The organism is Bacillus benzoevorans (assembly GCF_014207535.1).
Classification (GTDB): Bacteria; Bacillota; Bacilli; order Bacillales; family Cytobacillaceae; genus Bacillus_BD; species Bacillus_BD benzoevorans.
The window spans coordinates 102180-115652 of the sequence record NZ_JACHGK010000008.1; the positions used below are offsets into that span (position 1 = coordinate 102180).

The 13473-nt window shown below is 42.3% G+C and carries 13 protein-coding genes and 1 other RNA gene; all 14 read left to right on the forward strand.

Annotated elements, in window-relative coordinates:
- The first annotated feature begins 1 nt into the window (after window position 1).
- The 14 genes from aspS to HNR53_RS12525 all read left to right on the forward strand — a co-directional run bounded on the left by aspS (window position 2) and on the right by HNR53_RS12525 (window position 13260).
- Window positions 2-1771, forward strand: a complete 1770-nt coding sequence (gene aspS / locus HNR53_RS12460) for an aspartate--tRNA ligase (RefSeq protein WP_184526409.1) — start codon at window positions 2-4, stop codon at window positions 1769-1771.
- Window positions 1772-1840: 69 nt separating this feature from the next.
- Window positions 1841-2025: non-coding RNA, 6S RNA (gene ssrS, locus HNR53_RS12465), on the forward strand.
- A gap of 158 nt (window positions 2026-2183) precedes the next feature.
- Window positions 2184-2957 (forward strand): tRNA threonylcarbamoyladenosine dehydratase, encoded by a 774-nt coding sequence (locus tag HNR53_RS12470; protein WP_184526411.1) that lies wholly within the window; start codon window positions 2184-2186, stop codon window positions 2955-2957.
- A gap of 143 nt (window positions 2958-3100) precedes the next feature.
- Window positions 3101-4387: a replication-associated recombination protein A gene (locus tag HNR53_RS12475; RefSeq protein ID WP_184526413.1), complete on the forward strand. Its 1287-nt coding sequence runs from the start codon at window positions 3101-3103 to the stop codon at window positions 4385-4387.
- Window positions 4388-4530: 143 nt separating this feature from the next.
- Window positions 4531-5187, forward strand: coding sequence for a YczE/YyaS/YitT family protein (locus HNR53_RS12480; RefSeq protein ID WP_184526414.1), 657 nt, complete (start codon window positions 4531-4533; stop codon window positions 5185-5187).
- Window positions 5188-5208: 21 nt separating this feature from the next.
- The gene (gene cymR, locus HNR53_RS12485) at window positions 5209-5628 is read left to right on the forward strand and encodes a cysteine metabolism transcriptional regulator CymR (RefSeq protein WP_184526586.1); all 420 of its coding nucleotides are present in this window, start codon (window positions 5209-5211) and stop codon (window positions 5626-5628) included.
- A gap of 15 nt (window positions 5629-5643) precedes the next feature.
- On the forward strand, window positions 5644-6789 hold the full coding sequence (locus tag HNR53_RS12490; protein ID WP_184526416.1) for a cysteine desulfurase family protein: 1146 nt from the start codon (window positions 5644-5646) through the stop codon (window positions 6787-6789).
- 23 nt (window positions 6790-6812) lie between these two features.
- Window positions 6813-7925, forward strand: a complete 1113-nt coding sequence (gene mnmA, locus HNR53_RS12495) for a tRNA 2-thiouridine(34) synthase MnmA (RefSeq protein ID WP_343065327.1) — start codon at window positions 6813-6815, stop codon at window positions 7923-7925.
- Between the two features lie 114 nt (window positions 7926-8039).
- Window positions 8040-8708 (forward strand): tetratricopeptide repeat protein, encoded by a 669-nt coding sequence (locus tag HNR53_RS12500; RefSeq protein WP_184526418.1) that lies wholly within the window; start codon window positions 8040-8042, stop codon window positions 8706-8708.
- A 64-nt stretch (window positions 8709-8772) separates the two neighbouring features.
- The gene (gene recD2, locus HNR53_RS12505) at window positions 8773-11181 is read left to right on the forward strand and encodes an SF1B family DNA helicase RecD2 (protein WP_184526420.1); all 2409 of its coding nucleotides are present in this window, start codon (window positions 8773-8775) and stop codon (window positions 11179-11181) included.
- A gap of 80 nt (window positions 11182-11261) precedes the next feature.
- A complete protein-coding gene (locus tag HNR53_RS12510; RefSeq protein ID WP_184526422.1) occupies window positions 11262-11732 on the forward strand; it encodes a PRC-barrel domain-containing protein in 471 nt (156 codons plus the stop codon).
- Window positions 11733-11752: 20 nt separating this feature from the next.
- The gene (locus HNR53_RS12515) at window positions 11753-11944 is read left to right on the forward strand and encodes a hypothetical protein (RefSeq protein ID WP_184526425.1); all 192 of its coding nucleotides are present in this window, start codon (window positions 11753-11755) and stop codon (window positions 11942-11944) included.
- Between the two features lie 15 nt (window positions 11945-11959).
- Complete coding sequence (locus HNR53_RS12520; protein WP_246439557.1) at window positions 11960-12094, forward strand: YrzQ family protein; 135 nt, start codon at window positions 11960-11962, stop codon at window positions 12092-12094.
- An 86-nt stretch (window positions 12095-12180) separates the two neighbouring features.
- Window positions 12181-13260, forward strand: a complete 1080-nt coding sequence (locus HNR53_RS12525) for an AI-2E family transporter (protein ID WP_184526427.1) — start codon at window positions 12181-12183, stop codon at window positions 13258-13260.
- Window positions 13261-13473: the final 213 nt, after the last annotated feature.

Genomic DNA, 13473 nt, shown 5'->3' on the forward strand with positions numbered 1-13473 from the left:
CATGCAAGGAAGAACATATTTTTGCGGAGAAGTACCTGCAAATGCAATAGGTGAGAAAGTAATTTTAAAAGGATGGGTGCAACGACGCCGCGATCTTGGCGGTTTAATTTTTATCCATTTACGTGACCGAACTGGAATTGTACAGGTTGTGTTTAATCCTGAAGTGAATAAAGCTGCATTAGAAGTTGCGGAAAGAGTCCGCAGTGAATATGTTGTTGAAGTAGAAGGTACGGTTATTGCCCGTGCTGAAGAAACCTACAATCCAAATCTATCAACAGGAACGATTGAGGTGCAGGTTGATAGAATGACGGTGATTAACGAATCAAAAACACCGCCATTTATGATTGAAGATGATGTAGAGGTTTCAGAAGATGTACGTTTGAAATATCGTTACCTCGATTTAAGAAGACCGGCGATGTTTAATACGTTGAAAATGCGCCATCAAGTAACAAAAGTGATGCGCGATTATCTTGATGGGGAAGGCTTCCTTGATATCGAAACACCTATTTTAACGAAAAGTACTCCGGAAGGTGCCCGTGACTATTTAGTGCCAAGCCGTGTGCATCCAGGTGAATTTTATGCGCTGCCACAGTCTCCGCAAATATTCAAGCAATTATTGATGGTCAGCGGTGTGGAACGTTATTATCAAATTGCCCGCTGCTTCCGTGATGAGGATTTGCGCGCAGACCGCCAGCCTGAGTTTACCCAGCTGGATGTGGAAACAAGCTTTTTAAGTGCTGAGGAAATCCAAACGCTCACTGAAAAGATGATCGTAAGAATTATGAAGGAAGTAAAAGGTCTCGATATTCCGGCTCCATTCCCTCGTATTTCGTATGATGAAGCAATGGGAAGCTATGGTTCAGATAAACCGGATACGAGATTTGAACTGAAATTAAATGATCTTTCCGAAGTATTCCAAAACTCCAGTTTTAAAGTATTTGCCGGTGCCGTGGCAAAAGGCGGACAGGTTAAAGCACTTAATGTCAAAGGCGGCGCGGTTCAATACTCACGTAAAGATATTGACGGTCTGACTGAATTTGCAGCTCGTTATGGCGCGAAAGGACTTGCGTGGTTAAAAGCCGAAGATGACGGCTTAAAAGGGCCAATTGTGAAATTCTTTAGTGAAGAAGAGCTTGCAGCATTGAATACAGTTTTGGGTGTAGAAAAAGATGACCTGATTCTTTTTGTTGCCGATAAGAAGAAAATTGTTGCCGATGCATTAGGAGCATTACGTTTAAAAATTGGAAAAGATATGGGCTTAATTGATGAAAGTAAATTCAATTTCCTTTGGGTTACAGATTGGCCGCTCTTGGAGTATGATGAAGATGCACGCCGTTTCTCTGCGGCCCACCATCCATTTACAATGCCTGTACGCGAAGACGTTCCTCTTCTTGAAACAGAACCGGAAAAAGTACGTGCTCAAGCGTATGATATTGTCTTAAACGGCTACGAGCTTGGCGGAGGCTCTCTGCGTATTTATGAAAGAGATGTACAAAACAAAATGTTTAAAGCATTAGGTTTTACAGAGGAAGAAGCAATCAGTCAATTCGGCTTCCTATTAGATGCCTTTGATTACGGTACTCCTCCGCACGGCGGAATTGCCCTGGGTCTTGACCGATTTGTCATGCTGCTGGCAGGAAGAACAAATCTGCGTGATACAATCGCATTCCCGAAAACGGCGAGCGCCAGCGATTTGCTTACAGATGCGCCTAGTGAAGTAAGTACCGCGCAATTAATTGAACTGCATCTTTCAACAAATATCAAAAAGTGAACAGAAGATTCACAAGTGATTTTATTGAATGAATGTTAGAATTATGCTATCATAAAGACAAGCTTTAAGAGAGTCCTGAAGTGTTCGTTGGGTAACCTGAAATTTTGACCTAACATTTTACCCTTGGGAATTCGGAGTGACCGTTTGGCGTAAATGCCTTTCCACGAGGACTTACAACAATCGGGACAGAATACCCACCTGCTGAGAGCAGGATCAAAACGAGGGAATCTAACTACGGCACAATTGGGACTCTCTCAATACATAATTTAAGTATTAAAAACCATGCGATTATCGCATGGTTTTTTTTCATGACTCTTGCTGAAATATGAATTTCGAATTCACCTGAGGTATGATATATTAATTATCAGGAAAATATATAAGATAAGTAGGATATTAGGGGAGAGTTGGTTTTATGTTACATCAATTTTCACGAAACGAATTAGCGATAGGAAAAGAAGGCTTGGAAAAGTTAAAAAACAGCACCGTGGCCATTTTGGGTATTGGCGGAGTTGGTACTTTTTCTGCTGAGGCGCTGGCACGTTCGGGTGTCGGCAAACTGGTTCTGATTGATAAGGATGATGTCGATATTACCAATGTGAACCGTCAGATTATCGCTTTGCTTTCGACGGTTGGCAGACCAAAGGTAGAATTAATGAAGGAAAGAATCGCTGATATTAATCCGGATTGTGAAGTTATTGCGTTGAAGATGTTTTATACAGAAGAAACATATGAGGAGATTTTCTCTCATCAATTGGATTTTGTTGTCGATGCTTCTGATACAATTTCATATAAAATTCATTTGATGAAAGAATGTCTAGCAAGAAAAATTCCGCTGATTTCAAGCATGGGAGCGGCCAATAAAATGGACCCAACTCGCTTCCAAATTGCCGATATTTCAAAAACCCATACCGATCCAATCGCTAAAGTGATTCGCACCCGTTTAAGAAAAGAGGGAATAAAGAAAGGCATTCCGGTTGTTTTTTCAGATGAAAGTCCGATTGTCATCCGTGAAGATGTGCGCAAGGTGGTTGGAAAAGATGACGCAGAAATCCGCAAGGCACAAATGCCTCCTTCCTCCAATGCCTTTGTCCCTTCCGTGGCCGGACTGATCATGGCTAGCTATGTGGTAAGGCAGTTACTAAGCGATATTAAAATCCAAACGGTTAAAGATGTAAAAGACGCTTAAATCCAGCGTCTTTTTTGCACTTTTTCGGATAACTCTCCTTCTGTTTTATCGCTTCATTGCGGCATTTCTAATCGGTCAGCTAGCTTTAATGGGATTGGACTTTACGATATAATTGGTAAAGAAGTTAAATGGGGGTTATCGGATTGAATGGAGAACCACTGGCGTATCGCATGCGGCCGGAATCGATTGATGAGGTTGCCGGTCAAAAGGATATTATTGGAAAGAATACTTCCCTTTATAAAATGATCAAAAATGGCTATGTCCCGTCGATGCTGTTATACGGCGAACCGGGAATTGGAAAGACATCCTTGGCACATGCCATTGCAGGTACAACAAAAATCCCCTTTATTGCCTTAAATGCTACAACATCAGGGAAAAAAGATGTTGAGGAGGTTGTCCAGGAAGCACGCCTGACTGGTAAGTTGATCCTGTTTTTAGATGAGATCCACCGTTTTAATAAGGCACAGCAGGATTATCTTCTCCCGCATGTAGAGAATGGAACCATTGTATTAATTGGAGCAACCACAGAAAATCCATTCCATGATGTGAATCCGGCCATTCGCAGCCGCTGCGGACAAATTCTGCAGCTGACACGGCTGACAAGTGCGGATATTGCAGAAGTAATTCAAAGAGCGATAAAAGATGAGAAAAAGGGTCTTGGAAAACACGCGATCCAAATAAGTGACAAGCAGATTGAGATGATCGCCGAAGGAGCGAACGGCGATGCCCGCAAAGCCCTTACCATGCTTGAATCGATTGTGTACGCTTCCGATCAGGAAAATGAAACATTTATCATAGAGAATGAGACGATTGCAGGGATGATTACTAAAGTCGGTGTGTATGGGGATAAGAAGGGCTCGCATTATTATAATTTATTATCAAGCCTGCAGAAAAGCATCCGCGGCAGTGATGTCAACGCCGCCCTATATTATTTAGCCCACCTGTTAGAGAGCGGCGATTTAGTTTCCGTTAACCGCCGTTTGCTGGTTATTGCTTTTGAAGACATTGGTCTTGCCAATCCTGCTGTCGGAAGTCATGTACTGGCGGCGGCCATGGCTAGTGAACGTCTTGGTCTGCCTGAAGCAAGGATCCCGCTTGCAGCGGCCGTGGTGGAAATGTGCTTATCTTCGAAATCCAATTCAGCCTATAAAGCATTAGATGAGGCGATTGACGGGATACGCAAGGGGAAAGTAGGAGAAATTCCAAAACATTTGCGCGATGCCCACTATGCAGGGGCGAAGGAGCTTGGTCATACTGGTTATCAGTACCCGCATGATTTTCCGCTCGGTACCTTTGGCGGCTGGGTGAATCAGGATTATTTACCTTCTAATTTAAAAGGGACCGAATATTATCATCCGCTGGACGCGGGGGAAGAAAAAAGAATGGCGGCGATTTATCATAAACTGCAGCAATTTAAAAAGCAGCAATAGACATGAATATCGCTAAGGAGCTAACGGCTTCGGCTTTCCTTTAAAACGGTGCCTTATTTATAGAATTTGTGATATAATTGTAAAAGTCTATTTAAATACTACGGATTATCGGCTTTTTATTTTATAAAATAAGGTTGGAAATATTGATGCAAAAAAGAAAAGGTCAAATTGGTCCGCGGTTTATGATTTACCTTATCGGTTTATTAATTATGTCTTTAGGAATTGTTTTCCTCATTATCGCGGATCTTGGACCATCACCTTGGGATGTACTGCATGTAGGATTATTTTTGCAATTTGGTTTAACAATTGGAACCTGGAATATTATCGCAGGTCTTTTTATTTTAACGCTTTCAGCCCTTATTTCCAAATCAATACCACAATTTGGTGCATTTCTTAATATGATTCTCGTTGGTTTGTTTATCGATATGTATATGCTGTTGCCTTTTATGCAAACTCCATCTTTTCTTATTGGAAAAATATTGATGTTTGCCACCGGCTTAATCCTCAGCGCCTATGGGATGGGGATCTATATTTCGGCCCAGCTGGGGGCAGGACCCCGGGACAGCCTAATGCTGGCGGTAACTTCGAAAACAGGCTGGAAGATCGGGTATGTCCGAAATGCCATGGAGATCCTTGCGTTAATTTCCGGCTGGCTCATAGGCGGTCCGGTATATTGGGGAACGATTGTGATTAGCTTTATGCTTGGCACGATTTCTGGTTATGCTCTGCCGCAATGCCAGCGTTTGACGGATATCATTTTAACAAAATTAAATAAAGAGACTCATCAAGGAATTTATTAATCTTTAAAGAGAGGTGCAATGATGAAAATATCTACTAAAGGTCGTTATGGCCTGACCATTATGATTGAATTGGCAAAAAAATACGGCGAGGGACCTGTTTCGCTTAAATCCATTGCCCAAGCGAATGACCTGTCCGAACATTATTTGGAGCAGCTGATTGCTCCGCTTCGTAATGCGGGACTGGTAAAAAGCATCCGCGGCGCCTATGGCGGCTATATTTTAGCGGATAAGCCATCAAAAATTACAACAGGCGATATTATCCGCGTTCTCGAAGGACCGATTACCCCGGTTGAGGGAATTGAAGATGAAGAACCGGTAAAACGGGCATTATGGATAAGAATCAGGGATGCTGTCAAAGATGTACTAGACAGTACAACGATCGAAGATTTGGCTAACCATAAAGACGAAGGCGATGTCGATTCGTATATGTTCTACATTTAAAAGAAGGTGGAAAATTTGGAACGGATTTATGTCGATCATGCGGCAACAACACCCATGCACCCGGCAGTTATTGAAAAAATAACACAGACGATGAAAGATATTTTTGGAAACCCATCCAGTATTCACTCCTTTGGACGGGAGGCAAGGAAAATAGTTGATGAAGCTCGTTTCGGTATTGCCAAAAGTATTGGTGCTGATGAAGCGGAGATCGTTTTTACCAGCGGCGGTACAGAGGCCGATAATTTCGCTATCTTTGGTGCCGCTGAGGTAAATATTCATAAGGGAAACCATATTATTACAACTCAAGTCGAGCATCACGCCGTTCTTCATGCCTGCCATGAATTAGAGAAAAGAGGCTATGAGGTGACTTATTTACCTGTCGATGAAACAGGTGCCATCTCACTTGCTGACTTCAGTCAGGCACTGCGTGATGAAACCATATTGGTTACGATTATGTATGGAAATAATGAAGTCGGAACCATTCAGCCGATTGCCGAAATAGGGGAATTGCTTGCCGGGCATCAGGCCTTATTTCATACAGATGCTGTACAGGCTTATGGAGTGGAGAAGCTTGATGTTCATGAGCTTAAAGTGGATTTGCTAAGTGCTTCAGCCCATAAAATCAATGGTCCGAAGGGCATTGGTTTTTTATATGTGAAGTCAGGTTTGAAGTTGTCCCCGCGTCTTTACGGCGGAGAACAGGAACGAAAACGACGTGCAGGGACAGAAAATGTTCCTGCTATTGCTGGTTTTTTCACAGCAGCTCAAATCGCTGGGGAGCAGCTTCATGCCAAAAAACAACAACTTTCACAATTTAAACAAATACTGCTAGGAGAATTAGAGGCTGGAAACGCCGCGTTTCATTTGAATGGCACGTTAGAGAAATCCCTGCCTCATGTGATCAATATCAGCTTTCCTGGTACAAATGTGGAAGCACTGCTTGTTAATCTTGATTTGGCCGGAATTGCAGCGTCCAGCGGTTCGGCATGTACAGCGGGATCTGTTGAACCTTCCCACGTCCTTGTCGCCATGTTTGGCGAGGATAGAGAGGAATTGACAAATTCTATTCGTTTTAGTTTTGGAATGGATAATACAGAAGAACAGATAAAACAGGTCGGAGAAGAGATGGTGAAAATCGTTCGCCGTCTGACGAAAAAATAAAAGGATAGAAAGGGGGAGACACTGTGAAGGAACCAAAGGATACACGTGTAGTTGTGGGGATGTCCGGAGGTGTCGACTCTTCAGTTGCTGCCCTATTGTTAAAGCAGCAAGGATATGATGTCATTGGCATTTTTATGAAAAACTGGGATGATACAGACGAGTTTGGTGTTTGTACTGCCACAGAGGATTATAATGACGTGATCCGGGTATGCAACCAAATCGGCATTCCATACTATGCTGTAAATTTTGAAAAGCAATATTGGGACAAAGTATTTACTTACTTTTTAGATGAATATAAAGCAGGCAGAACACCAAACCCTGATGTGATGTGCAATAAGGAGATTAAATTCAAAGCCTTCTTGGAGCATGCGATGAATCTCGGAGCTGATTATCTGGCAACAGGACATTATGCCAGAGTGGAATTCCGCGATGGTGAGTATAAAATGCTTCGTGGTGTAGATGAGAATAAGGATCAGACCTATTTTTTGAATCAGCTGACACATGAGCAATTATCTAAGGTGATGTTTCCAATTGGTGATTTGCCAAAATCAAGAGTAAGAGAGATCGCCAGAGAGGCAAACCTGGCAACGGCAGCGAAAAAGGACAGTACCGGCATATGTTTTATTGGGGAACGAAATTTCAAAGAATTTTTGAGTCAGTATTTGCCAGCCCAGCCGGGGAATATGGAAACATTTGATGGCAAAGTGGTCGGCCGGCATGATGGTCTCATGTATTATACGATCGGTCAGCGCCACGGTCTTGGCATCGGCGGTGCAGGGGAGCCGTGGTTTGCCATTGGCAAAGACTTAAAGCGGAATGTTCTCTATGTCGGGCAGGGCTTCCATCATGAAAAACTATATTCCACCTCTATTATCGGCGTCAACGTCAGCTGGGTGTCTGACAGTGAAAAGCCGGCAAGTTTTTCTTGTACGGCGAAATTCAGATACCGCCAGCCGGACAATGAGGTAACGGTTGAAATATTAGAGGATCAAAAGGTGAAAGTGATCTTTGCTGAACCGATTCGCGCCGTTACACCTGGACAGGCTGTTGTCTTTTACAACGGGGACGAATGTCTTGGCGGCGGAACTATTGATCATGTTTTTAAAAATAATGAACGTCTTACTTATGTTGGCTAAAAGTTTGCCCTGATTCTGCACAGAATCAGGGTTATTGTTATTTTATCGATAAAACTATGCTATACTTTTATGTTAGAAAAAAGACTATTTATGACGATAAGATGGAGTGAAAAAATGGATAAGAACCAATTAGGAATTCAATATATGCAGGAAGGAAAATGGGAAGAGGCCGCGAAGGCCTTTATGGAAGCGATCGAGGCAGATCCGGAAAACCCTGTTTTATACATAAATTTCGGCAATGTTCTGTCAGCAACAGGTAATGATGACAAGGCGCTAAAATTTTTCCAAAAAGCGATTTCTTTAGATGAAAATTCCGCTGCTGCTTATTACAGCGCAGGGAACTTATTTTATGAAAAGGAAGATTACGAGCAGGCAAAAGTTTTTTATGAAACGGCCCTGAAAAAAGGATTGGATACAGCCGATAACTTTTTTATGCTTGGCATGTCGCTGCTTGGTCTCGAGCAGCATCTTCAGGCTCTCCCGTATTTTCAAAGATGCACTGAATTAAATCCAAACGATGCAGAAGGCTTCTTCCAGTATGGACTTTGCCTCGCAAATCAGCTGTATATCGAAGAGTCGATGGTTCAATTTGAGAAATGCATCAGTATGGAGCCTGAGCATGCCGATGCCTATTATAATTTAGGTGTTGCTTACGGCTATAAAGAAAAAGGCGACAAGGCGCTCTTAATGTTTGAAAAAGCACTGCAAATTCAGCCGGACCATTTATTAGCAGGCTATGGCAAAGATTTAATCGAAAAGGGAATTGACCATTTGAAGCATTAATAGTACCAAGTTAAAAGATTGTTTGCACAGCTTCGATTTCGACTATATAAAGGGGGTGTTTTTAGTGGAAAGGCAGGATTCGCTTGATTTATTTGCCGAACAAGGAAAGTTTATGAAAGGGCAGCCGCTTGTCACGATTTTTCATAATGAGCAAAATTTATATACTGTTTTGCGCATTCGACTGGAAGAGACGAATGAAGATTATCATGATAAAGAAGCGGTGATCACCGGCTATTTTCCAAAAATTCATGAGCATGAGAATTATATGTTTTTTGGTGAACTAAAGGATCACCCTAAATTTGGACTACAATTTCATGCCACCCATTTCCGCAAGGATATCCCACAGACAAAGCAAGGAGTGATCAGTTATCTTTCCAGTGAGTTGTTTAAAGGGATTGGAAAGAAAACAGCTGAAAAAATTGTTGAAACGCTGGGGGAAAACGCCATTTCCAAGATTTTAAATCAGCCCTCTTTATTAGATACGGTTCCGAGACTGGCCCCTGATAAAGCGAAGGAGTTATACGATACTCTCATGGAGCATCAAGGGCTTGAGCAGGCAATGATTATCTTAAATCAATACGGCTTTGGGCCGCAATTATCGATGAAAATTTATCAGGCTTACAAAGAAACCACCATTGATGTGATTCAGACGAATCCATATAAATTGGTCGAAGATGTGGAAGGAATCGGCTTCGCCCGTGCCGATGAACTTGGATTCCAGCTCGGAATCAGCGGTAATCATCCTGATCGGATCAAAGCAGGCTGTTTGTATATTTTGGAAAGAGAATGCATGCAGACGGGGCATGTATATGTCCAGGCGGAAAATCTGCTTCTCAGCGTGCAGAAACTCCTTGAAGAAAATCAACGTGACCAAATTGGATTTGCCGATATCAATAAGCAATTGCTTGCGCTTGAGGAAGAAGGAAAAATGATTGTGGAAGAGAGCCGCTTTTATTTGCCTTTTCTTTATTATTCCGAAAAAGGGCTCGTAACCAGCATCAAAAAACTGCTTGAACAAACAGAATATGAACAGCAATTTCCTGAGTCGGAATTCCTGCTTGCACTTGGAAACCTGGAAGAACGGATCTCCGTCCAGTATGCCCCAACCCAAAAAGAGGCGATCCAAACGGCATTAATGTCCCCCTTGTTAATCTTAACCGGTGGTCCCGGTACTGGGAAAACGACGGTCATTAAAGGGATTGTTGAATTATACGCGGACCTTCACGGCTGTTCGCTCGATCCGAAAGACTATAAGAAAGAAGAGCCATTTCCTTTCATCCTTTGTGCCCCAACGGGAAGGGCCGCTAAAAGAATGACGGAATCCACTGGACTCCCTGCCGTGACGGTTCACCGTTTATTAGGCTGGAACGGAAGCGGCGGCTTTGATCATGATGAGGAAAACCCATTAGAGGGAAAAATATTAATTGTCGATGAAACCTCGATGGTCGATATCTGGCTGGCGAACCGCTTATTTAAGGCGCTGCCGGAAAAAATTCAAGTCATCCTTGTCGGAGATGAAGACCAGCTGCCATCGGTCGGTCCCGGACAAGTATTAAAGGATTTGCTTCGCTCTGAAGTCATCCCTGTTATTCGTTTAACCGATATTTACCGCCAGGCAGAAGGGTCTTCGATTATTGACCTGGCGCATGAAATAAAAAAGGGAAGGCTTCCGGAAAATGTCACTGCCCAGCAGGCTGATCGGTCCTTTATTAAATGTAATAGTGCACAAGTAGCCAATGTGATTGAAAAAGTGGTCCTGAACGCGGTCAAAAAAGGATTTCCTCCCCGTGATATTCAAGTGCTGGCCCCGATGTACAAGGGACCTGCCGGGATTGACCGCCTTAATACGATCCTTCAAGAAGTATTAAATGGAAACCCTGACGGTTCCCGGAAAGAACTTTCCTTTGGCGATACCAAATACCGCGTCGGCGATAAAGTATTACAGCTCGTAAACCAGCCGGAAAATCATGTCTTTAATGGCGATATGGGGGAAGTTGTGGCTGTATTTTATGCAAAGGAAAATACGGAGAAGCAGGATATGCTGGTCGTTTCCTTTGACGGGATAGAAGTGACGTATACTAGACAGGATTTAAACCAAATCACCCTTGCTTACAGCTGTTCGGTGCATAAATCACAGGGAAGTGAATTTCCAATTGTGATCCTGCCAATCGTCAAAAGCTATTACCGGATGTTGCGAAGAAATCTGATTTATACGGCGATTACAAGAAGTAAAAGGTTTTTGATTATATGCGGGGAAGAGGAAGCATTCAGGCAGGGAATTCAGCGGGCTGATGAGCAAACCCGTCTGACGACCCTTTCAGAAAAGCTGATCGCTGAATGTCCCCCGCTTGCGGAAAAAGCCCGCGGAGAAGATCAAGACCCATTGTTGAATTTATCCTATGAAGAAATGCTGATGAATGTCGATCCCATGATTGGCATGGATGATATCACCCCGTATCATTTTATGGCTTAAAAATGAATGGAAAACCTTACTTCACATGATTTTTTGCATTAAGACCAAAGATAATAAATGTTCGAAGGGTGGGACTAACTTTGCGGACATTTTCGTTATTAAAAGGTCTTCCGATATTTGAATTAAAAACAGGTGCCAAAATCGGAGAAGTCAATGATTTATGTGTATCCAGTAAGGGAATGGTTAAGGGACTGCTCGTAAAAAAAGGGCTAATACTCAAAAAAACCTTATTTTTAGACGTGCAAAAAGTATCTTCGTTTGGCTTTGATGGGGTCATGATTGAAGATAGGGCTGTAATGGAGCCTTTACAGGTATCAGACAATTACACAATCGAAAATAGAGAACGGCTTTTAGGCAGAATGATGATGACAACAGAGGGCGAGAGACTCGGCTTTTTAGAGGATGTATATTTTCTGGAAGAAGTGGGAACGATTATAGGGTATGAGATATCGGATGGCTTCTTTTCAGATATTATGGAAGGTAAACGTGTGATCAGAGCCGAGCAGCCGCCAGCAATTGGGAAGGACGCCATCATAATAAATGTAAAATAATGGTGAGGTGTTTTTTCCCGATGCTTACATGTCCCAACTGCCAAAGCAAGGATATAGGCAAAATTGGCATCAATCAGTATTATTGCTGGAATTGTTTTATTGAATTGACTTTAGCCAAAGGTCTCATTCATACCCATCAGGTTGAAGAAGATGGCACCTTAAGCTCCCTTGATGATTTGTTTGAAGAGGATGAACGGAGATTTATCTTATAAAATCCAGGGGTGAAAATGATGAATAAAACATTAACTTCCATGCTGACTTTAGGAGCAGGTTTTGTTGCCTATAACTATCTCCAAAAAAATAATGTCATTTCAAACCGGAATATGAGAAGATTGAAAAAAGGAATCAAATCAATGTTTTAAAGGCAAAGGGATGACCGTATCAGGTTGTCCCTTTTCATGTATAAAAATATCACTTGTCTTCACAATAGTAAAAGGAGGCGAGTTGATTGGATATCCGGATTAAATGGTATTACCGTCTTGGATTTTTACTCCTTTTATTTATTACTGTATTTATCTTTATCAAATTACAGGGGATTTGGCTGCCGATCGTCACGGTTGTTTTCAATATTCTTCTGCCATTTGTCATTTCGGCATTTATCACCTATCTTCTGCATCCCATTGTGGAACGGATCCATGCCGGCGGTTTTCATCGAGGAATAGCTGTATTTATTATATATATTATTTTTTTCGGTGGAATTGGTTTTGCGGTTTATAAGGGTTTTCCGGAAATTGTTAGACAGATAAAGGATTTAACGACAAGCATTCCTGCGCTGGGGGAACAGTATAAAGGCTTTGTTGCGCTGATTCAGGAAAAGACATCAGCATGGCCGGAAGGAATCCAGGAACGGGTGGATGCTGGTATCGTCTCGGTTGAAAAAGGGATCGATGAAATGTTGACCAATGTCTTAAATTCAATGGTTGAGGTTGTAAACTCTGTCTTTACGATCGCCCTGATCCCTTTTATCTCCTTTTATATGCTGAAGGACTATACAACAATCAAGAGAGCTGTGTGGTATTTAACGCCAAGGAAATGGAGAAAAGAAGGAATTTTGTTTTTACGTGATGTGGATCAATCACTTGGCAGCTATATCAGGGGACAGCTGCTTGTGTGTGTGTTGATCGGCTCGGCTTCCGCACTTCTCTTTTGGCTCTTCCATATGAAGTACCCGCTATTGCTGGGGCTTATTATCGGTATTACCAATATCATTCCGTATTTCGGACCGGTGATCGGGGCGATACCAGCTGTCATTATTGCTTCAACGATTTCAATGAAGATGATGGTCATTACTGTCATAATTGTATTTGCGATGCAGTTCTTAGAGGGGAATGTCCTCTCTCCATTGATTGTAGGAAAGAGCCTGCACATGCATCCGCTGATGATTATGCTGGCACTTTTTGCGGGGGAGGAATTAGGCGGAATTATCGGCATGATTCTAGCTGTTCCTATCCTGGCTGTTATCAAAGTCGGACTGCTTCATTTGAGAAAGTATTTTGGCAGGAAGCGGACACCGCTCTTAGAAGAATAATGATTATTTGTCCGCTGGATTGTTGACAACTTCAAAAAAATATCGCTATAATGCGAAGTATAATAATATTACATATGTAACATGAAGAAGGAACGAGTATGTTATAGTCCATCTGATGTGTGTTTCACAGGAAGAGAGGAGCTTTCTTAGGCTGAAAAAGGCTCTAGATGAAGGATAACAGAGCGCTAATCCTGAGTGCAGCTAATCACTGCC

Coding starts and splice junctions, on each gene's coding strand:
- HNR53_RS12470 (WP_184526411.1), top strand. CDS start 2,184: ATGTTACATCAATTTTCACGAAACGAATTAGCGATAGGAAAAGAAGGC.
- aspS (WP_184526409.1), top strand. CDS start 2: ATGCAAGGAAGAACATATTTTTGCGGAGAAGTACCTGCAAATGCAATA.
- HNR53_RS12500 (WP_184526418.1), top strand. CDS start 8,040: ATGGATAAGAACCAATTAGGAATTCAATATATGCAGGAAGGAAAATGG.
- HNR53_RS12515 (WP_184526425.1), top strand. CDS start 11,753: ATGCTTACATGTCCCAACTGCCAAAGCAAGGATATAGGCAAAATTGGC.
- cymR (WP_184526586.1), top strand. CDS start 5,209: ATGAAAATATCTACTAAAGGTCGTTATGGCCTGACCATTATGATTGAA.
- HNR53_RS12520 (WP_246439557.1), top strand. CDS start 11,960: ATGATGAATAAAACATTAACTTCCATGCTGACTTTAGGAGCAGGTTTT.